Here is a 20412-nt window from a genome sequence, read left to right as displayed (position 1 = left end):
GCTGGTTGGGTTTTTTATTCAAACGAAATCCATTGCTTTAAGGCAGTTGAATGAATTCTATTTTGTTTGTGCGGGTGTTGTAAACGCTTGTTTCTTTCGTGTTCGAATGATGAAAGCGATTACCGGCTTTGGCGGCTACGTAACCTTGTTCTGCGGTAAGCGGAGAGATATCTTTGATTTTGTCTTTTCGAACAAAATAAGCGTTCACGCCGTGGCTTTCGCAACCGATGAAACAGTAGCCTTTTTCTTCTGCAAGGTCGCAAAGCGAAAGAAGGGAGGCGCCTCGTTCCTGCCCGCTTGCTGGCTTATCAGTGTACGGCATTACGTAAGGCATTGAGGCACCAAAGCGGTGATTGTATTCTACGATAACGATCTCCGGTTTTATGGCGCTAATTTCTTTCCAGATCCAATAATCGTTTCCATCAATGTCAACGTGCAAAAGGCCAACCTTGTTTTCAAAACCGTGGTCAATAATTAATTGGTTGATGTTGTTTTTGGTAACAAAGGCAGGCAATGCAAGAACATCGTGCCGCCAATAAATATCCTGTGCTTTTAACTGTGAGATGTTTCGTTTTGATGAATCCATTACAAAGCCGCTCCAGTTGTTCTGAACGAGTAAAAAGCGTGTGGTTGCTTCATGGTAGGTTTCTATGCCAAATTCGATAAAATTTTTGTGTTCAATCTCTAGGTAATTTACCAGGAATTGAATGATGCCGTCATCGCCCCATTGCGAGAAAACACGAAACTCGGCGGCCTGAATGTTGGCGATAAATTCTTCCGTTCTCCTTGCGTGATTGTGTAAAACAAGATTTGCCGTCAGCAGTTTTTGTATGTCCGTATCATTTCGCGAATGGTAGAAAGCATAAAGCGTGTTGTAAACTTTTGCGAACGGCTTGGTAAAGAAAGGCATTGGCTGTTTCTTGAACCTTTGTAAATACGTTGTCAGCCTGCGGCAGTTGCCTAAGGAAATTTAGCGAAGCTTGAAGGGCAGTCGTGAGTATCATAAGGAGAAAGTGAAAGCCTTCAAAAGTTAAAACCGCGGACATACAACTGCGTTCAACGTTGAATTGTTTCTGTCCGTAAAACCAACGTAAGACAAGCCCAATTCAAAACCGCCGCGACCGTAGCTGGACGTTTTTAATTTGGACACGTTCACATCGTAACTAAACGAAAAAGAGAAAGGGTTGTAATCAATTTTCACCACCGGGATAATAGCATCGTTCAACCGTGTGAACAAACCGCCGTGCAGCACGTAAGATGGCTTCTCGTAATCGCCAATTTTTATCCCGTACAAGCCGCCGACAATGGTTTCGCTAAAAGCGCCTTGAAAAGATTGATTGCCTTGCAACGTGATATAGCTTCCTTCGTCCACCGCAAAACGAATTCCCGCTGAAGCATCGGTCTTGGGCTGGAGTTCAATGCGCGGATCGCGGAAAAAAGAATTCTTTGGATGGTTAAAATGATGATAGGCCAAGCCGAGGTAGAAATTGTTTTCCGGATTGCCGTTCAACTGCGCGTTGTAGCTCATGCCTACCGACGCATCCCAATAACTGTATTGCGGCTGAAGATTTATTTCTCCATCGCCTAATCCATCAAACATGCTGTTCGTCGTCATCTTGGTTCTGTCAAAGCGCTTTTGCACCCAGCCGCCCATAAAGCCAAGCGAAAGGTAACTGGTGCGTTCGTTGCTCAATGATTTATGATAGTTGATAGCTGGTAACACGGAGGTTGATACCCATGAAATGGTTCCGGCCCTGTCCTGTAACAATTGCAAACCCACTGTAACAAAATCATTGGCTTTGCCCACGGGCATTTTGTATTCGCCGTTGATGGAAGCTGTTTTATAAGCGGTGGTTATGCTGTTCCATTGGTCGCGGTAAACGGCCTGCACGCGAACGTCGCCGGCAAAAATTCCGGCAAGTGAAGGATTGCGCAAAAGCGGCGCTTCAAAGAATTGGGAGAAGTGAATGTCCTGAGCAGGAGACAGGAGACAGGAGACAGAACCCAGGAGACAAAGCAAAACACTTTTCATTACTCCACTGAATGCTTTTCTAATCGCTTCTTTCATGTTTTGTCGTTTGATGTTTTTGTTTACATGCCTTTTCTCCTGAATTCTGACTCCTGTCTCTGTATTCTTTACTGAATCAGCGCTACATTCCCTTCAAAGCTCACTACCGTACTGTTGTCGCACCAAATTTCCAACTGGTAGATGTAAACGTCGGGTTTTTGTTTTGCGCCGTTAAAGGTTCCGTCCCAACCTGCCGACGCATCATTTACTGCAAAATTCATTCTCTCAAAAACCACTTGCCCCCAGCGGTTAAAGATTCGCAGGCTTTTTACGCGGTTCAGGCCTTTACCCCGCACGTAAAACACGTCGTTGCTGCCGTCGCCGTTCGGCGAAAATGTATTCGGTACAAAAACGTTGTCATTGTTGCAAAACACAATTACCTGTATTTCGCCTTTGTTTTTGCAGCCGTTGTTGTCCACAAAGTCAACGGTATATTTTGTGTTGAACTTTGGACTTGCAACGGGTTGCGGACAAGTGCCGCAGTTCAGGCTTTCCACATGCGTCCACTTGTAGTCAACCACGCCGCCGGAATAAACGGCAGGCAATGTTACCGGGTTTCCGGTTCGGGTGGTCAGTACTGATGGCAATTGCACGGATGGCAAAGGATTTACCCTGATATTTTTTACGGCGGTGTCTTTGCAGCCGTCGCTGTTGGTGGCAATGGCCTGCACCAAAAACTTTCCGGCCGAATTGTAAATCTGTTTTTGCGGTAATTGCACAACCGAAGTGTTTCCGTTTGGAAAATTCCAGGCCCATCGCACCAGCGATGTGTCCGTTCGGTTGAATGCGCCTAGGTGATTCATGCCTTCGCCAATGCAAATCACCGAATCGCCGTCAATGCGCACATCGGGCGAAGCCACCACCCTTACCGGCACACTTAACCGGAAGGTGTCCACACAAAGACTTTGCGTGAGCACATCTACCGACACGGGATAAATACCCGGCTTGTTATAATAATGGGTTACGGTAGATTGGGTAGAACTCGTTCCGTCACCAAAATTCCAGTTGTAAGCAACGATGGGATTGTTGAAGGTTGTTGAATCCAAAAAACGCACAAGGCCGCTGTCGCAAAGCAGGCGACGATCCACACCAAATTTCGCCGTGGCGCCTTTGATGCGAATCGTATCGGGACCTGTAACCGGAATCACACAACCGCTCTTGTCGCTCAAAATAATTTTGGGCACAAAGTCGCCAAAGAAATTGTACACGTGCCGCGTGGCCGTGTCCTGGCTGCTGATGATGGTGCCGTCGCCAAAATCCCACACGTAATCCATGTTCTTTGGGGCAACGGCGTGCACATCCACCGTTAGCGGTTTGCATCCGTTCAGGGGCAGGTACCAAAGCCTTGCGCCGCTTACATCAATCACGGTAATGTCCTTTGTGGCCGTATCGCGGCATCCGCCCGGGCTGGTAACAATCAGTTTTGTTTTGTACGTGCCCGGCTGGTTGTAATACTGTGTGGGGTTGGTAAAGACGCTGGTGCCGCCGCCGAGGTCCCAAATATAGCTTGTGTAAAAAGTGGAGGTATTGGTGAAATGCACCATGAAAGGTGTACACGAAGAAGCCGAATCGCTTACGGTGTAACCCGCTACCGGATGTTTGACGGTAATGTAATGAGGCTTCGTTAAAGAATCGTTGCAGCCAAAGGCATCTTTTATTTTCAGCCTAATGCTGTACACGCCATCGGCGTTATAAGAAGCAACGGGATCTTTTTGCAAAGAGGTGTCTCCGTTTCCAAATTGCCATGTGCTCGTATAAGCAGATGAGGCTGCGGAATTGTTGGTAAAATGAATAGCTGCACCGGGACAACTCAGCGTATCCTCCGAAACAAAATCAGCTTTGATGTTGGAGGCATTCACCAATGCAGGCCGGTTGATGCTGTCCACACATCCGCCGGCATCGGTTACTTTCAGCGAAACGGGAAAAGAACCTGCCAGCAAATAACTGTGTTGAAGCAGTCGTCCTGTTGCGTCGTTTGCCGTTGTGCCGTCGCCAAAATTCCATTGCCAGCGAACGAGGTTGCTGATGCCGTCGCTTTTTGATGAATCGGTGAAGGTGGCCGTCAGTCCGCGGCAACCGTTGTTGTTGGCCGCAATGAAATTAGCCGTTGGGCCGGTAATGCGAATGTATTGCGGCTTTACCACCGAGTCCACGCAACCCATTACGTCGGTAATGGTCAGGCTCACAGAATAAAGCCCGGCTCTTGGATAAACCGTCGAACCGTTGATGCCCAAACCTCTTGAACCGCCGTGGCCAAAGTTCCAATCGTACCGGGCAATGTTGGCCGCATTCATCGTGTCGGCTGCGAAGCTGATGGTTGCGCCTTTACACGCCGTTGTAGGCAGCGCATGAAAATCAGGCGTGCCATTTACAATCCGTATTGTCAGCGCTTTTGTATGCGTGCAAGTGTCGTTCGAGACAAGAAGTTTTACAATATAGGTTCCGTAAGCGGCATAATCATGTGTGGGACTTTGTTGCGTTGATGTAACGCCGTCGCCAAAATCCCATTGCCACGAAGTGGCGCCAATGGAACGGTCAATAAAACCGAAATGGAGTTTGTTGGCACAACTGGTTTGGTAGATAAAGTTGGCAATGGGCGGCTTTATTTTAATGAATCTGTCAATGCGCAGCGAGTCTTCGCAACCGTTGTTTTTTACGTAAAGCACTACGTTAAACGTCCCGGTATCATTGTATTGGTATGTGGGGTTTTGGGCCGTTGAAGTTCCGCCATCGCCAAAGTTCCAGAGATAAGAAACGTTGCTACCGGTTGACAAACCTGTGGTTAGACTCGAAAAGGAAACCGTCTGAAACGCACAGACTTCTCTCGGCGTGGCTGTAAAATTTACCTGCGGTTTGGTGCCTGCTTTAACTGCCGCCGCATATGAGTAGCTTTCGGTGCAGCCGCTCTGCGTGGTCACTTTTAGCGTAACGGTGTACGTTCCTTGCGCTGTGTAGGTGTGCGAAGGCGCCGCCGCAGAGGAAGAGGCTCCGTCGCCAAAATCCCAGGCGTAAGTAACAACGGGATCAGGGGAGGAAACAGAAGCAACAAAATTTGCGGTGTACGGAACGCAGCCTTCCTGCGGCAAGCCACTCAGCGTAATCACCGGCTTGCTGATAGTGACGGTAAGGGTTGACGAATCGGCGCAGCCCAGGGCATTTGTTGTTTTTAATTTCACGGTGTAATTGCCAAAGGCGGTATATGTGTGCGATGGGTTTTGTTGAGAAGACGTTGCGCCGTCGCCAAAGTTCCACTCGTACGAAACGGCGTTTTGCGAAGCATCGGTAAAATTCACCGTGGCCGGAGCCTGGCAAAAAGCGGTTTTGTCGGCTATAAAGGAGGCTTTTGGTATGGGCCTGACCTTGATGCTTTTGCTGGCCGAATCGGTGCAGGCGCCATAAGATTGTAACAGCCGGATGGTGTAAGTTCCGGGAACCGTATAGGTTTTTGTTCCGCTGACAGACGTTGCCGTTGCGCCATCGCCAAAGTCCCAAAGAGTACTAATGGCGGGCGCCGAAGAAGTATTGGTAATTGCTACGGCCTCGCCTACGCAAACACTGTCCGGTGCGGTAAAGGAAGTAGTAATGTTACCAAGATTAAAAAGATTTGGCTTTGTCAGCGTATCCGTACAACCACTGCTGCTTGTTGTCACCAAATAAACCGAATAGGCCCCCGGGGATGTGTAGGTGTGCAAAGGATTTTGCTGGGCGGAGGTTGTGCCGTCGCCAAAATTCCATTGATAGGTCAAGGTGTTTGGACCGGTGGAAAGGTTGGTAAAACCGATGGTGACGGGTGTGCGGCAAGCCGATGGTTGAAGGAAAGTAAAGTCGGGTTTTACACCGCCGTTTAGGCGGATGTAAGCGGGTTTTGTAAACGTTGCGAAACAGCCTTTGTCGTTGGTGACTTTCAGCGAAACGGTGTAGTTGCCGCTGCTCCCGTATTTGTTCTGTGGATTCTGAACGCTCGATTGGGCGCCGTCGCCAAAATCCCAAATCCAGGATGTGTTGGCTGTACCTGTGCTGGCCAGGGATAAATCGGCAAAGCGAACCGGAAAAGGAAAACAGCCAATCGAGTCGCTGGCGCCGAACAAAACCGTCGGCTTGCCGTAAACCGTTACAAAATCGGTTTGAGTTTTGGTATCGCTTCCCGATGAATTGGTCACCGTTAGCTTGACGGTATATTTTCCCGGAATGAAATAGGTAGTGGAAGGATTTTTTAAGGTAGAGGTGGCGCCGTTGCCAAAGTCCCAGAACCAGGTAGTTGGATTGCCGGTGGACGCATCCGAGAAATTAACCACCAGCGGCGAGCAGCCCGATGCCGGCACAGCCGTAAAACTGGCAGCAGGCGTTTGTGCGCATACTATCAAGGATAGGCATACGCAGATTAGCGTAAGAATGGTGGACTTGCGTAACAATTACTCTCGTTTTTACGCCCGGTGGCAGGCGTTGGGGTTGGTGGATTTTTAGCGCACCCGCAATTCGCAAAAACTGTTCCCAAGAGAGAGCACGGATTAAAAACTTTGCTGCCAAATTACGCTTCCTGTCTTTACTTATCCAGGCGAAGCGTCCGAACCTCGCCGTTTACCGTTTGAATTGCTTCTACAAACGTCCAACTGTTGTTGGTGATGGTCCAGGTACCGTTAAGCAGTTGTAAGGTGAGGGCAGCGTTATTGTTAAACGAAGAGACAATGGTTCGCGCAGCAGCGTCTGCTGCCCAACTCCCCTTGCTTTCCACGGCATTGTTGTTAAGGGCTTCTACCGTGTTATCCGTTCTGAATTGAAAAAGATAAGGCGCAAAGTTCGCGGTTACGTCGGCAGTATCGCGTTTAAAGCGGGTTACTTTCCATTGGCCATCGGTCATGGCTTTTACAACGAGGTTTTCCTGGGTTGATTCAATAATTTTTTTGCACCCCGCCAGTGTGCAAAAAAAGAAGCCAAAAAGTAAAATGTTTTTCATTGCATTCATTGGAATGGTTAACCAAAGTATTCATTTCCTTCCGCAAGGGCAAGCAAAGCACCGCTATTTTTTGTGGAGCGGGTCTGTAATGGCGCTTGCTGGTAGAGGATTTCAGGCCGTAATGGTACTTACCTGATCAGTGAAACGTTTCCTTCAAAATGGATGATCTCCGCGTTTTCGCAAAAAACTTCAACCTGATAAACGTACACGTCCGGGGAAAGCTTTTGTCCTTTGTAGGTTCCGTCCCAGCCTACCGACGGATCGTTTACGGCGAAGTTCTGCTTTTCAAAAACGGTTTCGCCCCAGCGGTTAAAAACGCGGAGACTTTTTACACGGTCAAGGCCTTTTCCCCGCACGTAAAACACGTCGTTACTGCCGTCGCCGTTGGGCGAAAAGGTGTTCGGTACAAACACCAAGGATCCCCGGCAAAGTACAATGACTTCGACCTTGCCGGTGGCTTTGCATCCGTTCTCGTCCACCACCGTTACCTTGTACAAGGTGTTGAATTTGGGCGAAGCCAAAGGTTGCGGACAATCGGTGCAACTCAACCCAGTGGCCGGTGCCCAACTATACGAGACGATGTTATTGATATATGTGGCTGGTAGCAAAACGGGTGTTCCCAACAGCGTTGTTAGCGGCGAAGAAACGGTAATAACCGGAAGCGGATTAACCAATAAATTCCTCGTTGCCGTATCGGTGCAGCCGCTGCTGTTGGTGACAACGGCTTGTACGGTAAAGGTTCCCGGCGCGGTAAAGGTTTGTGCCGAGGGAATCTGTTGTGCCGAGGAGGCACCGTTTGGAAAACGCCAAGCCCATTGCACCAGCGATGTGTCCATCCGGTTAAAAAGACCGGTATATTGCACAACGTCGTTCTGGCAAATAATAGAGTCGCCGTTGATGCGTACCGAGGGGCTTTCCACCACCTTTACCAATTGATCAACTTTAGCAGTGTCTGTACAACCGTTTTGAGTCTGCAAAATCAGCGATACAGTATAGGTTCCCGGGGTTGCAAAATGGTGGGCGGGTGATGTTGCGGTGGAAGGATTTCCGTCCCCAAAATCCCAGGCATACGAAGTGACCGGGTCGTTAAACGTGGTAGAGTCGGTAAAGCTAACAGTGCCGCTATCGCAGAACAAGCGTTTGTCCCAACCAAACTTTGCATTCACCCCCAGTATTCTTACGGTATCGATCCCGATTAAAGGAATCAAACAATTGCCCGAGTCGGAGAGCAGGAGCTTGGGCACGTAATTGCCAAACACGTTGTACGTGTGAACGGCATTGAGGGCTGTTGTTGTCATTGTTGTGCCGTCGCCAAAATCCCAGGTAAAGTTCAGATTGGCCGGACTTTTTACCGTACCGTTTAGTTCAAGTGGTTTGCATCCGTTGAAAGGCGAATACGAAAAGGTCGTGGCCGACGCGTCAAAAACGCGGATAGTTTTTACGGCCGTGTCGGCACAGCCACCCCGGCCGGTTACGGTCAGTTTGATGTTGTAAGTGCCGGCCGTGTTGTAAACCTGCGATGGGTTGGTGACGGTGCTGCTCCCGTTGCCCAATTGCCAGAGCGAAGAAGTGTAAAACTGGGAGGCATTATTGAATTTTACTTCAAAGGGTGTACAACCGCCAAGGGAATCGGAAACAGCAAAGGCAGCCACAGTTTTTTGGATGTGAATGTACCGGGCCTTTGTGAGTGAGTCGGCACAGCCATATTGGTCAACAATTTTGAGTTTCACCGTGTAATAACCCGTGTCTGGATAAATGTGCGGAGGATTGTTGCCACCCCAGGTTGACCCGTCGCCAAAATCCCAGATCATGGTGAAATTTTGAGCGGTGGAGTTGTTGGTAAAGTTGAGAGAACTACCCAAACAACTCAAGGTGTCGTTGGCGCTAAAATCTGCTTTGGGAGATGTGGCATTAACAAGACCCGGAAGAATCAAACTGTCTTTACAACCCAAAGTGTCAGTAACGGTCAACTGAACGGTATAGCTGCCCACAGCGTTGTAGGTGTGTTGCGGCGAAAATGGTGCAAAAAAAGTTTGCGATGCGCCGTCGCCGTACTTCCATTGCCAGATAACAATTGGGTTTGTGCCATCAGATTGCGCCGTGCTGGTGAACGAAGCTTTGAGGCCTTTGCAGCCGTTGTTGTTAGTTACAGTATAACCTGCGGAAGGCCCGTTAATCCGAATATAATTTGGCTGCGCTACCGTGTCTTTGCATCCGTAAATATCGGTTGTTATCAAAGTGGTTGTGAAACTGCCGCTTGCGCTGTAGGTTATTTGCGGATTTTGAGCGTTGGAGGTGGTTCCGTTTGAAAAGTCCCATGCATACGAAACGATATTTCCAAGGTTGTTGCTTTGCGATGTATAATTAACCGTGGCGGTTTTGCAGGCCACCCGTTTGTCGGCCGTGAACGCAGGCGTTTCGTTGAAAACATTTAGATTAAGCGTTTTGGTATTTGTGCATCCGCCCACGCTTACTTTCAGTGTAACAATATAGGTTCCGAACGCCGGGAACAAATGCGAAGGGCTGGGTGAAGTGGAAACAGGGCTGCCGTCGCCAAAATCCCACTCATAAGTTGGCGTTCCTAAGCCAACAACCGAGGTATCTGTGAAGAAAAAGAGCTTGCGGTTCTGGCAATCGTTTTTAAACCGAAAACCGGCAATGGGTGGATTTGATTGAATGAAGGCCGGCTTGGTAGCCGTAACGGCGCAGCCGTTGTTGGTCACGGTCAGGTTGACGTTATACCTTCCCGTATCCGTGTATTGGTGAACCGGATTTTGAACGTTGCTTGTAGAACCATCACCAAAATTCCAGGCAAAGGCATTCCCTTCCGAAAAAACAGCCGTAAACTGTACTTGCCCGAAAGTGCAAACGGGGTTGGGGACAGCTGTAAAATCAACGGTAGGCACGCGGCCAACGGTTACGGCATTCGTAACGCTGTCGCTCTCTGTGCATCCCGTGCTGGTAGTGATGGTAAGCTTCACCGTGTAATTTCCTTGCGTGCTGTATGTATGGGTCGGCGTTGTTTGTACAGAGGTATTGCCGTCGCCAAAATTCCACAAATAAGACGCTACGTTATCCGGCGTGTTTACGTTGCTCGAAAGTGTGGTGGTATAAGGCACGCAACCGTTTAACGGCAGCGTTGGAAACGAAATCACAGGCTTTTGAATTCTTACAAAAGAAGGTTGCGAAAGCGTATCGGTGCAGCCGTTGGCATTGGTTACAATCAGTGTTACGGTATAGTTTCCGTAAGCGTTGTAGGTATGTGATGGACTTTGTTGCGTTGATGTATTGCCGTCGCCGAAATTCCACTGCCAACTTACGGCACTTGTAGAGGCATCGGTGAAAGTAACGGTGAGCGGTGGCTTGCACTGAAAGGTATTTGTGCCGGTAAAAGCTGATGCAGGCCGCGGAAATACTTTAATTGTTTTGGATGCAGAATCACTGCAATACGTGTATGTATTTAGCAGGTGTACGCTGTACGTTCCTGGCGTGGTGAAGGTTTTTACCGGGCTTAAAGTTGCTGAAGTTGTTCCGTCGCCAAAATCCCACGCACTGCCTTGCGGAGATGGGGTGGAACTGTTGCTAAAATTGACCGGCGATTTCACGCAAACGCTGTCAATTGCAGTAAACGAAGTATTGATGTTTTGAATGTTGATGAAAGAAGCCTTGCGAAGGGTATCGGTACATCCGTTGCTGCTGGTAACGGCGAGTGAAACATTGTAAGCACCCGGTGTGCTGTACGTGTGTAAGGGATTCTGCGCCGTTGATGTTCCACCATCGCCAAAGGTCCAGAGATAGGAAAGCGTTCCCGGCCCGGTTGAGTTGTTGGTGAAGTTTACCGGGAAAGGCGTACGACAGCGGTTGACGCCTGTACTTGAAAAATCAACCTGCAGGCTGCCCGAAATTTGAACGTAAGCCGGTTTTGAAACCGTGGCAAAACAGCCCTTGTCGCTTGTGACCTTGAGGCTAACCGTATAATTGGCGGGAAGAGTGTACGTGGTTGACGGATTTTGTGCTGGCGAATTGGTGCCGTTTCCAAAGTCCCAGACCCAAGACGTATTAACGGTGCCCGGCGCTGCTACGGACAAATCGGTAAACTGTACGCCAAGCGGTGCGCAGCCGGCGCTGTCGTTTACGGAAAAGTTTACCGTTGGTTTTGCATAAACGGTAACAAAGCCTGTACGGGTAAGCGTGTTGCTCCCGCTTCCGTTACTTGCTGTAAGGGTAACGGTATAAGTGCCCGGCGTAAAATAAGTGGTAGAAGGATTTTGCAGGGTAGACGTAACCCCGTTGCCAAAATTCCATTGCCAGCTTGTGGGGCTTCCGGTAGACTGGTCCTGAAAATTAATAATGACCGGCGCACAACCGGAAGCTTGAGCGGCCGTGAAATTGGCTGCGGGCGCCTGTCCGTGGCAAAGGGTGCAAGTCAGGATAGCAAGAAGTAGGATGCAAATGTTTCTCAATCGGTCCGGTTTAAGTGGTTGACCTTGCCCAAACGGAAAGGTTAAGCTATTGCCGAAAAAATTGTTCCGCTTTCATTGGGTAAGAAAAAATGCGTACAATTTCGACTTCGTTCGTCCAAAGCTAACCGGGATTTTTTAGAATTTCAATTCGTGTAAATTCCGGTGTATTTTTCTTGTGCGTAATTCAGAAAATAGCGGCCGTTGAGCCCTTCGCCGGTTATGTCTTTACACAAACCTTCGCTGGTGAAATAGCGTCCCTTGCTGTGAATTTTCGTTCTTAACCACTGTAAAAGTGATTCTGTATTGCCCTCCGTAATTTCGCCTGACAACGTCGCTATCTCGTTTTTTGCCTTTGCAAAAAATTGTGCCGCATAAAAACTTCCCAAACTATAAGTAGGAAAATAACCGAAGCTGCCGTGGCTCCAATGCACATCTTGCAGGCAACCGCGTTTGTCATCGGGCACGGTTACGCCCAAATAAGTTTTGTACCCTTCGTTCCAAAAGACCGGAATATCGGCGGTTGCCAATGCTCCTTCAATTAATTTTTTCTCGAGCTCGTAGCGGATGAAAACGTGAAAATGGTAAGAGATTTCATCGGCTTCGGTACGTATGAGCGAAGGTTGCACCTTGTTGATGCCTTTGTAAAAACGCTCTAAGTCAACGTTGTGGAATTGACCGGGAAAGTATTGTTGCAGTTGCGGATAATAAAACTGCCAGAAGTCTTTGCTGCGGCCTACGTTATTTTCCCACAAACGCGATTGCGATTCGTGGATGCTGTACGAGCAAGCTTCGCCAAGCGGTAATCCGTATTGATCATCGGGCAGTCCTTGTTCATACAAGGCATGGCCGGTTTCGTGGATGCAGCTCCAGGTCATGTTGCCAAAGTCGTTTTCGTCTATCCGCGTGGTGATGCGCACATCTTGCGGCGAAAAGGATGTGCTGAAAGGATGTTCGCTTTTGTCCTGCCGGCCTTTTTCAAAATCAAAATGAAGCTGCTTTATTAAATGCAGCCCCCATTGCCACTGCTGTTGTTCGGGAAAATGCTGATGTAAAAAAGAACTATCAACCTGCGGGGCGGCGGTAATTTTTTGAAACAATTCCTCTAACGGCGGGAGAAGAGTTGCAAAGGTTTTATCGAGCAGTGAAACGGTTGCGCCTTTTTCGTATTCGTCCAGCAAAGCATCATAAGGGTGATGAACAAAGCCGAGAATTTGGGTTTCTTCTTTTTTGAGTTTTATCAACGCATCCAAATCTTTTTCGTAAACCGAAAAGCTGTTTTGCTTGCGTGCTTCAATCCAGGCGTGAAAGGTTTTGTTGATCTGTTCCGACAAGGCCCGCACAAAAGCCGACGTGTATTTCTTGTTCTTCTTGTAATCTTCCAGCGTTCGTTCGACGTTGCGTTTCTGTGCTGGTGTCAACTCTTCTTTCTGCACTAGTTCTCTCAATAAATCGCCCAAAGAGTCTTCGCTAAAAAGCCCGTGCGCCAGTTCGGAAAGCGTGCTGATTTGTTGCCCCCTGAAATGGGCGCCGCCTTGCGGCAGATAAGTTTCCTGGTCCCATTGCAACACGGCGCTTGCGGCTTTAATGTCGGCAATGCGCCGCATTTTGGTTTGGTAGGTTTCGTAAAGTTGTTGGGCGCTGTTTATGCGCTAAAGATGGGGAATAAGTTGATTGGTTGAGTCGTTGATAAGCGATGTCATTTCTATTACCAATCAACCGGCCAACTGACTACCTACTTCACAATCTCGTTCACCGTAACAAACCGGAGGTTTTTTTCTTTGGCCAGTCTTGCGATGTATTGCAGGCGTTCGCGGCTAATTTGCAGTTTGCCGTTGCTGTTGATTTGATGCGCCACCATCACCAGGCAGTCGCGGTGTTCACGGGCCTTGTCCATAAGCGAGGCAATGCCTTCTTCTTTTAAACGGGAGTTGTTGTCAATATTGGCGCCGTATAAAACTTTTCCTTCGCCCGCTTCTTTTACCAGGCTTAGGTTATAGTTCTGCTGGTTGCTCAAGGCTCTTACCGACTTAAACGTGCGCAACAGGCAGGTATTTAACTGGCTTGTGTGGCTGCCGAAAGGATAGGCAAAATCGGTAGGATAGTAGCCATCCGCCTGCATGAGTTTTAGGTCTTTCTTTATTTCTTTTTCTTCGGTTGCGGCCATTCCTCTTTTGGCTACTTCTTTCGGCAGGTCTGGATGAGTGGCTGTGTGAAAGGCAATTTCGTGACCGCGTTTTTCAATTTCCTTCAGCCACGTTTTTTGTTGCTTGTTGAACGTGTGGTAGTGACTAATGTAAAAGGTAGCCTTAATGTTTAGCGAATCAAGCAAAGACAACTGCTTGTGCCAGTTTTCAATCGAGTTATCGTCGAAGGTGAGAGCTATCTGGCCTTGTGCCAGTTCGCCTTCGGGCACGCCTTTGCGACAGCCCGCAAAAGCAATTAATAAAACAGCAAGCAGCAAGATCGTCACCGGAGTGCACTGAAACTTTTTTTTCGGCAGCATCATACGTAAAATGTTTGCAGAATGCCTCGGGCGGCCGAAGGCTTCGTCGTCGGTTGAATTCGTTTACTTTGGCTTCATGAAAATTGGTGAAATTCTTTCGGTCATTGAATCTTTTGCCGCGCCTGAGCTGCAGGAAGATTACGACAATGCTGGTCTTATCACAGGAAACAGGGACTGGATGTGCAAAGGCGTTTTGTGTACATTAGACGTTACGCCTGCCGTTGTAAAGGAGGCTCTGCAAGTTAACTGCAATTTAATTATTGCCCATCATCCAATCGTTTTTCGCGGTATAAAACGGGTTGACACGGGCGATTCTATCGGGCAAGTGCTGGTAGAAGCAATTAAGGCCGATGTAGCGATTTATGCAGCGCATACCAATTTAGACAACGTGGTGCTGGGCGTAAACAACACCATCGCAGGAAAACTGGGTTTAAAAAACATGAGCGTTCTTCAGCCGAAAAGTAAAATGCTCCGCCGCCTGATCACGTTCGCGCCAACCGATAAAGCTGAAGCGGTGCGTCAGGCCGTGTTTGCCGCAGGTGCGGGACACATCGGGAAATATTCCGAGTGCAGCTTTAACAGCCAAGGCATTGGAACGTTCAAAGCCGGAGCCGGCGCTGATCCGTACGTGGGCGAAGTGGGCGAACAACATCAGGAAAAGGAAACCAAGATTGAGATTGTTTACCCGTTTTTCCTGGAACGGCAGGTGGTGAAGGCACTTGTTGCGGCTCATCCCTACGAAGAAGTGGCCTATGATATTTTTACAATGGAGAACGTACATTACGGCATTGGGGCCGGCATCATTGGCGAACTGGAACATGAAACGAGCGAAAAGAATTTTCTGCGCTTGTTAAAAAATCGTTTTGATTTAGCGGTCATCCGGCACACGGCCCTGCGAAACAAGCCGGTAAAAAAAGTGGCCGTCTGCGGCGGGGCCGGAAGCTTTTTAATTAAAAAAGCTCTCGGGAGCGGCGCCGATGTTTACGTTTCTTCGGACATCAAATACCACGAGTTTTTTGACGCCGAAGGCCGGATGGTGATTGCCGACATTGGGCATTATGAAAGCGAGCAGTTCACGGTGGACCTGCTGCAAAGCTTACTGGCAGAAAAATTCCCTACATTTGCCGTCCTTAAAACAAGCGTGAATACGAATCCCGTGCGATATTTTACGTGAGACGCGAGGCGTCAAACGTGAGATAAAGTTTCTGAATTTTGTTTGTTGCTTTTCCGGTGAGCGGTGTTCCGAATCCCGAAGAGTGCCCTTGACAAATTCAGGGTAAACTTGGAACAGGTGATGATAGGCAGCGATATCGCAGGGAACAAAAGAAAAACGCTGAATAAAAGATTGTAAACAGAAGAAGCAGGGTGTTTGACCCGAACAACCTCAACCCCCCAAGCTTCAAACCTCAAACTTGATTATGGCAACCGTTAAAGATTATTCCGTTGAAGAGAAATTGTCCTCGCTGGTAAGGCTCCAAAAGATCGAATCCAAGATGGATGAGATCCGCATTCTAAAAGGCGAGCTTCCCATGGAAGTGGCCGACCTTGAAGACGAAATCCAGGGCCTTCATGCCCGTCAGTTGCGGATTGAAGAAGAGATCAACGGCATCACCGAATTTATTGAGCAGAAGAAGAATGCCATCAAAGACGCACAGGAACTCATTAAAAAATACGAGAAGCAAAGCGAAAACGTAAAGAACAACCGCGAGTTTGAAGCCATCAACAAAGAAATGGAGATGCAGCAACTTGAGGTAAAGCTTTGCGAGAAACACATTAAAGACGCCAACGAAGAAATTGCGGAAAAAGCCGTGGCGCTGGAAAAAGCCAAAAAGGCCATTGCGGCCAAAGACGGCGTACTGCAAAGCAAAAAAGGCGAACTCGAAAAAATTATTTCCACCACCGAAAAGGAAGAAAAAGACCTGGGCAAAAAGGCCGCCGATGCCAAAGAACACGTAGACAGTCGTCTACTGGCCTCGTACGAAAAAATCCGCGGCAATTACCGCAACGGGTTGGCTGTGGTGCCGGTAGAACGCGATGCCTGTGGCGGCTGCTTTAACTACATTCCACCCCAAAAGCAAAGCGAAATTAAGCAGCGCAAAAAAGTAATGGTGTGCGAGAACTGCGGCCGCATTTTGGTGGATACCGATTTGAGCGATTCCGTTGAAGTGAAATAGTTCACAGTCTACCGTCGACAGTTGACTGTGGACCGTGGATTGCACCCAAAATTTTAGCAGAAGCTTTCCGCAAAACGGGAAGCTTTTTTATTATCCGCAACCTGAATTTGAACTAATTTGTCGGCCGATTATGTTGAGCCGATTATCCATCAGGAACTACGCGATTATTGAACGGTTGGAGGTAGAGTTTTCATCCAAATTAAACGTCATTACCGGCGAAACCGGCGCGGGCAAATCCATCATCGTTGGTGCATTGGGATTGATTTTGGGCCAACGGGCCGAGGGTGCCGTGCTTCATGACAAAGAAAAAAAGTGCATCGTTGAAGGCTGCTTTAAAGAAGAGGCGGCCGATGACCATGTGTTGGCTTTTTTTAAAGAAAACGAACTGGATATTGCCGACGAACTGGTGGTGCGAAGAGAGATTGCACCAAGCGGAAAATCGAGGGCTTTTATCAACGACACGCCGGTCAATCTTTCGCAGCTAAATGAATTGAGTTCATTGTTGGTGGATTTGCACCAGCAATTTGATACGCTTGAATTGGGTGAAAGCGATTTTCAACGCGAAGTGCTGGACGCACTGGCCGGTAATTTTTCAACCCTTCATCAATACGGACAAATCTTTTCTTCTTCGCAAACAGCGCGGCGTGAATTGGAGGCTTTAAAAGAACAAAAGACGCAGTTTGAAAAGGAATTCGATTATCACCAGTTCCAGTTTAACGAGTTAGAAGAAGCCGGGTTTACAACGAATGAGTTGGAAGACCTGGACACCGAATTAAGGCTGCTTTCCAACGCCGAAGGTATCAAGAACGCTTTGAGTAAAGCCTACTTTGATTTAGCCGAGAGCGAAGAGCCGGTGGTGCGGCAATTGAAAACCATGTTGAGCAGTTTGCAAGCCTTTGCCGAACTGCATCCCGAATTACCTGCGCTTACCGAAAGGTTGCAATCTTCCTACATCGAACTGCAGGACATTGCCGATGAACTTGACCGCATTAGCAATCACATAAACTCCGATGCAGAACGATTGGAGGCCATTAACGAACGATTGTCGTTGGGTTATCGCTTACTAAAAAAACACGCTGTTTCTGCAACAAACGAACTCGTTGAAATCCGCAACAATCTCCATTCAAAATTGCAAGCCGTATTAAACATTGACGATGCGATAAATGCGGCCGAAAAAAAATACGCAGACTCCTTGCAGCAAGCAGAAAGCTTAGCCGCGAAAATTTCCGCAGCTCGCAAAGCGCAGGTGAAACCGCTTGAAACACAGGTGAACAAAATGCTGGCGCAAGTGGGAATGCCCAACGCAAGAATTAAAGTAGATGTTTCAAAAGCACCGCTGAATTCAACGGGTTTTGATGCGATAGAATTTTTGTTTGACGCCAATAAAAAAGAACAGTTTCAGCCTTTGCGCAAAGTAGCCAGCGGCGGTGAATTAAGCCGCTTAATGCTTTGCATTAAATCGCTTGTTGCCACGTCCATGGACATGCCCACGCTCATTTTCGATGAAATTGACACGGGTATTTCCGGCGAAGCCGCAAAACAAGTCGGCATTATCATGAAAGAGCTAGCAGCGGCGCGACAAGTGATTTGCATCACGCACCAGCCGCAAATTGCCGGCAAAGCCGATGCGCATTATTTGGTGTACAAAGATTTGCAAAACGATTCGATCCGAACCGGTGTGCGCCTGCTGAATACCGACGAACGCATTGTGGCCATTGCCCGCATGATGAGCGGCGAAAGACCAACCGCTGCGGCGTTGGAGAATGCAAGAGAAATGGTGATGAATTGATGTTTGGTAAGCGATTTGGTGAAACGTCAAACGTGAGAAGTGAAACAAGATGGCTTTCAAACTTTCGTTCATTTCTGTTTCACGTTTGACGTTTCGCGCCTCACTTTTTCAAAGAAATTTTTTCGCAATCGCTACCAAGGCTGATACGCCGTTGTTGATGTTTTGTATGGCCGCAGCTTTTTGTTCGTTGCTTGCGGTGGCGTCTTTCACTTCTTTTAAAACCTTTGCCAAGTCTTCTTTGCTGATGCCGGTGTCGTTAATGAGTTTTTCTGTATCGTCGTCGGTTAGCCTCGTTAAACTTGTAAATTGATTACTGAACTCTGCATCCGTTCTGCGTGCTGCTTCATTAACGAGTTTATCAAATTTATTGGGCATGGTTTCATTTTTTTAAAAGTCCGTCAATCTTGGTTTTGAATCCGCTCACGTCTGCGCCAACCTTTCCTGCCGAATTAATAAAATCATCAAGCGCATTTTCGATGGCAACAAAATCAACTTTGTTGTTCGTCAACGTTTTTGCCTGATCCAATGCTGCCTGCCTTTGTTGGTCCACTTTAACAGCCGATGCCAGCATGAGTTTTAAAGAAATGGAAACCGTAGTGAAGGCGTTGTAATCTTCGTTTAGCCGGTCGGCAATTCTTGTCTTTTCAGTTTCCAACACGTTTACCAACGAATCTCTTTTTGTGATCAGTTTCTTCGTCACCGCTTTTAAAAAATCGGGGAAGTCGGCTTTGCTGATGTTTGGACTCAGCTCAAAGGCGTGGTCAATAAGCGACGAAGCGTATTGGTCGGATAAAACGTTTTCCAGTGCCCTTCGCTTTTCGGCGAATAAATTGTTCAGCAAGCGCAGATTGAGTTCGTGCATCCGCGTGCCTTCGGTTTGCAAAGCACCGGCTAAGCTTACCGAGCCCGGTGGAACGGTTGCGCAACCTGCAAACAACAAAGCGAGAACAACCCATTGAAAAATAATTTTCATCTTTCTTTTTTAATACCAGCCTGCAATTGCGTTTCTATTTTTTGCTCTGAGTTTCGGGAAAATATTGTTTCCTTACTTAAAAGAATTTTGCGCCGATTTTAAAACGGTTCACACGATCCGCAAGGCCGTTTGTGCCACCGTTTATTTTCTTCGTCATCTCAATGTAATGCGTCAAATTATCGCCCTGGTCAATGGGCTTCTTAATGTCAATCTTGTCGGCAATGTCGTTTAGTTTTCGCGAGTTCCAGAACCAACCCGCACTCATGGCGGCATACTTCAGTTGGTCGGGCGAACAGAGGTTTGCGTTTTTTGCGCCAAGCAGCGTAGGATTGTTGATAAAATCAACGCCAAAGCTGTCGCCGATGGTTTTGTAATTGTTGCGCCCCGTAATTTGAATGAGGCCGCGGCCTTTGTATTTGCGGCCGTCGCCCGGCTGCGTGTTGCCCAAATCTTTTCTGTTTTCGTAAGCATCGCCGGAGGCCAATTCCTCGGTATAAAAAAGGCCGGCGCTTTCATGGCCAACCTGCGCCAGAAAACACAACTGGCGGGCCGGCGTGTTGATGCCGTATTTGTCGCAGGTATCGTTGATGTAAGGAAGGAATTTATCCGCACAAGGTGTAGCGGCGCAGGTGGTTTCTTTTACTTGTCCAAGTGTCATATGCGTTGGGTTTTGAGGTGGTGCAAACGATAAGCACAGGGTTGGATAAAGGGTATTTTTCGAAGGGTAGTTCTGGAAGGTTCAAGGGCTGTGCGCACTGAAACAAACGGAAGTCAATCGTTTAAAAGGGAGCGGTCAAAAAACGATGATGAAAGAACAAGTATAGATATGATTTTTTGTAAAACCAAGTTGTGTAACCTGAGGCAGGGCTTCTGCGGGCAATTAAGTTGAAACAAGAATTGAACGAAACCGTTTCGATTGCTTGCGGAAGAAAAGCCTTGTTCCGTAAATCGCGGATGCTTGTTTTGTACGTTAGGCTTATGTTTGACATCAAACAGCGGCAACGGAATACCGGGCACACGTTTGTAATTTTCTGGCAAGTTGTAGAACAGCCTCAATAAAAGTTGGTTCGAATTTAAAGTAAGCGCTTCCTGAATTTAAGATATTCTGCGTTCCCTTTTTATTGTAGATGTACGCCGGTTTCATACACTATCCATGCTCTGCCCATTTACCATCTATGCAGCATCTGTGGGCAACGAGGCATAGAGGGTTTTACAGAGAAAAATTTAACGATTGGTATCGCCCGGGAAAAGTTGTCGGTTTGTCCTGCTATGGCAATAATGGTGAGAATTATACTTTTGTATTTATCGTTGGAATAAAAGGAAAGCAGCTGGCAGAGCCGGTTGCTTTTTTCATAACTAAGGCCTAAGAAGGGAATAAAGAAGCAAACCCTGGTTACACTTCATCTTTATTTGCTCAAACTTGATTAAGCTTGCTTTCTTCTATTGAAGTTCTTCTCTAAAAACTTGTATTCAAAGCTTAAATTTTCA

13 protein-coding genes are annotated in these 20412 nt (G+C 47.7%); 3 read left to right on the top strand and 10 right to left on the bottom strand.

Annotated elements, in window-relative coordinates:
• Positions 1-37 precede the first annotated feature (37 nt).
• The 7 genes from FSB75_RS11560 to FSB75_RS11530 form a co-directional block, all read right to left on the bottom strand.
• A complete protein-coding gene (locus FSB75_RS11560) occupies positions 38-910 on the bottom strand; it encodes a hypothetical protein (protein WP_146787365.1) in 873 nt (290 codons plus the stop codon).
• 120 nt (positions 911-1030) lie between these two features.
• Complete coding sequence (locus FSB75_RS11555) at positions 1031-2068, bottom strand: PorP/SprF family type IX secretion system membrane protein (RefSeq protein WP_227990563.1); 1038 nt, start codon at positions 2066-2068, stop codon at positions 1031-1033.
• A 68-nt stretch (positions 2069-2136) separates the two neighbouring features.
• On the bottom strand, positions 2137-6432 hold the full coding sequence (locus FSB75_RS11550) for a PKD domain-containing protein (RefSeq protein WP_172623124.1): 4296 nt from the start codon (positions 6430-6432) through the stop codon (positions 2137-2139).
• 179 nt (positions 6433-6611) lie between these two features.
• Positions 6612-7022, bottom strand: coding sequence for a hypothetical protein (locus FSB75_RS11545; RefSeq protein WP_146787359.1), 411 nt, complete (start codon positions 7020-7022; stop codon positions 6612-6614).
• A gap of 128 nt (positions 7023-7150) precedes the next feature.
• Positions 7151-11485: a PKD domain-containing protein gene (locus tag FSB75_RS22310; protein WP_146787355.1), complete on the bottom strand. Its 4335-nt coding sequence runs from the start codon at positions 11483-11485 to the stop codon at positions 7151-7153.
• A 143-nt stretch (positions 11486-11628) separates the two neighbouring features.
• Positions 11629-13089, bottom strand: coding sequence for a carboxypeptidase M32 (locus FSB75_RS11535; protein WP_146787352.1), 1461 nt, complete (start codon positions 13087-13089; stop codon positions 11629-11631).
• 128 nt (positions 13090-13217) lie between these two features.
• Positions 13218-13991, bottom strand: coding sequence for a polysaccharide deacetylase family protein (locus FSB75_RS11530; RefSeq protein WP_146787348.1), 774 nt, complete (start codon positions 13989-13991; stop codon positions 13218-13220).
• Positions 13992-14064: 73 nt separating this feature from the next.
• On the opposite strand from FSB75_RS11530, the gene FSB75_RS11525 reads away from it, so the two are divergent.
• From FSB75_RS11525 to recN, 3 genes are all read left to right on the top strand, one after another.
• Positions 14065-15162, top strand: coding sequence for a Nif3-like dinuclear metal center hexameric protein (locus FSB75_RS11525; protein ID WP_146787345.1), 1098 nt, complete (start codon positions 14065-14067; stop codon positions 15160-15162).
• 244 nt (positions 15163-15406) lie between these two features.
• Positions 15407-16162: a zinc ribbon domain-containing protein gene (locus FSB75_RS11520; RefSeq protein ID WP_146787341.1), complete on the top strand. Its 756-nt coding sequence runs from the start codon at positions 15407-15409 to the stop codon at positions 16160-16162.
• Positions 16163-16292: 130 nt separating this feature from the next.
• Positions 16293-17951 (top strand): DNA repair protein RecN, encoded by a 1659-nt coding sequence (gene recN, locus FSB75_RS11515; protein WP_146787338.1) that lies wholly within the window; start codon positions 16293-16295, stop codon positions 17949-17951.
• A 108-nt stretch (positions 17952-18059) separates the two neighbouring features.
• On the opposite strand, the gene FSB75_RS11510 is transcribed toward recN, so the two are convergent.
• The 3 genes from FSB75_RS11510 to FSB75_RS11500 form a co-directional block, all read right to left on the bottom strand.
• Entirely contained in the window at positions 18060-18326 is a 267-nt protein-coding gene (locus FSB75_RS11510; RefSeq protein WP_146787335.1) for a hypothetical protein, read from the bottom strand.
• 4 nt (positions 18327-18330) lie between these two features.
• Positions 18331-18924: a hypothetical protein gene (locus FSB75_RS11505; RefSeq protein ID WP_146787332.1), complete on the bottom strand. Its 594-nt coding sequence runs from the start codon at positions 18922-18924 to the stop codon at positions 18331-18333.
• 76 nt (positions 18925-19000) lie between these two features.
• Positions 19001-19582: a glycoside hydrolase family 19 protein gene (locus FSB75_RS11500; protein WP_146787329.1), complete on the bottom strand. Its 582-nt coding sequence runs from the start codon at positions 19580-19582 to the stop codon at positions 19001-19003.
• Positions 19583-20412: the final 830 nt, after the last annotated feature.

Source organism: Flavisolibacter ginsenosidimutans (genome assembly GCF_007970805.1).
Lineage (GTDB): Bacteria > Bacteroidota > Bacteroidia > Chitinophagales > Chitinophagaceae > Flavisolibacter > Flavisolibacter ginsenosidimutans.
The sequence above is the reverse complement of the archived record's forward strand: the minus strand, read 5'-3'. Positions and strand labels throughout refer to the sequence as shown.

Excerpts from the sequence above, each read along its gene's own strand:
- FSB75_RS11530 (WP_146787348.1), bottom strand. The coding sequence starts at position 13,991 with ATGATGCTGCCGAAAAAAAAGTTTCAGTGCACTCCGGTGACGATCTTG.
- FSB75_RS11520 (WP_146787341.1), top strand. The coding sequence starts at position 15,407 with ATGGCAACCGTTAAAGATTATTCCGTTGAAGAGAAATTGTCCTCGCTG.
- FSB75_RS11545 (WP_146787359.1), bottom strand. The coding sequence starts at position 7,022 with ATGAAAAACATTTTACTTTTTGGCTTCTTTTTTTGCACACTGGCGGGG.
- FSB75_RS11525 (WP_146787345.1), top strand. The coding sequence starts at position 14,065 with ATGAAAATTGGTGAAATTCTTTCGGTCATTGAATCTTTTGCCGCGCCT.
- FSB75_RS11500 (WP_146787329.1), bottom strand. The coding sequence starts at position 19,582 with ATGACACTTGGACAAGTAAAAGAAACCACCTGCGCCGCTACACCTTGT.
- recN (WP_146787338.1), top strand. The coding sequence starts at position 16,293 with ATGTTGAGCCGATTATCCATCAGGAACTACGCGATTATTGAACGGTTG.
- FSB75_RS11555 (WP_227990563.1), bottom strand. The coding sequence starts at position 2,068 with ATGAAAGAAGCGATTAGAAAAGCATTCAGTGGAGTAATGAAAAGTGTT.
- FSB75_RS11560 (WP_146787365.1), bottom strand. The coding sequence starts at position 910 with ATGCCTTTCTTTACCAAGCCGTTCGCAAAAGTTTACAACACGCTTTAT.
- FSB75_RS11510 (WP_146787335.1), bottom strand. The coding sequence starts at position 18,326 with ATGCCCAATAAATTTGATAAACTCGTTAATGAAGCAGCACGCAGAACG.
- FSB75_RS11535 (WP_146787352.1), bottom strand. The coding sequence starts at position 13,089 with ATGCGGCGCATTGCCGACATTAAAGCCGCAAGCGCCGTGTTGCAATGG.
- FSB75_RS11505 (WP_146787332.1), bottom strand. The coding sequence starts at position 18,924 with ATGAAAATTATTTTTCAATGGGTTGTTCTCGCTTTGTTGTTTGCAGGT.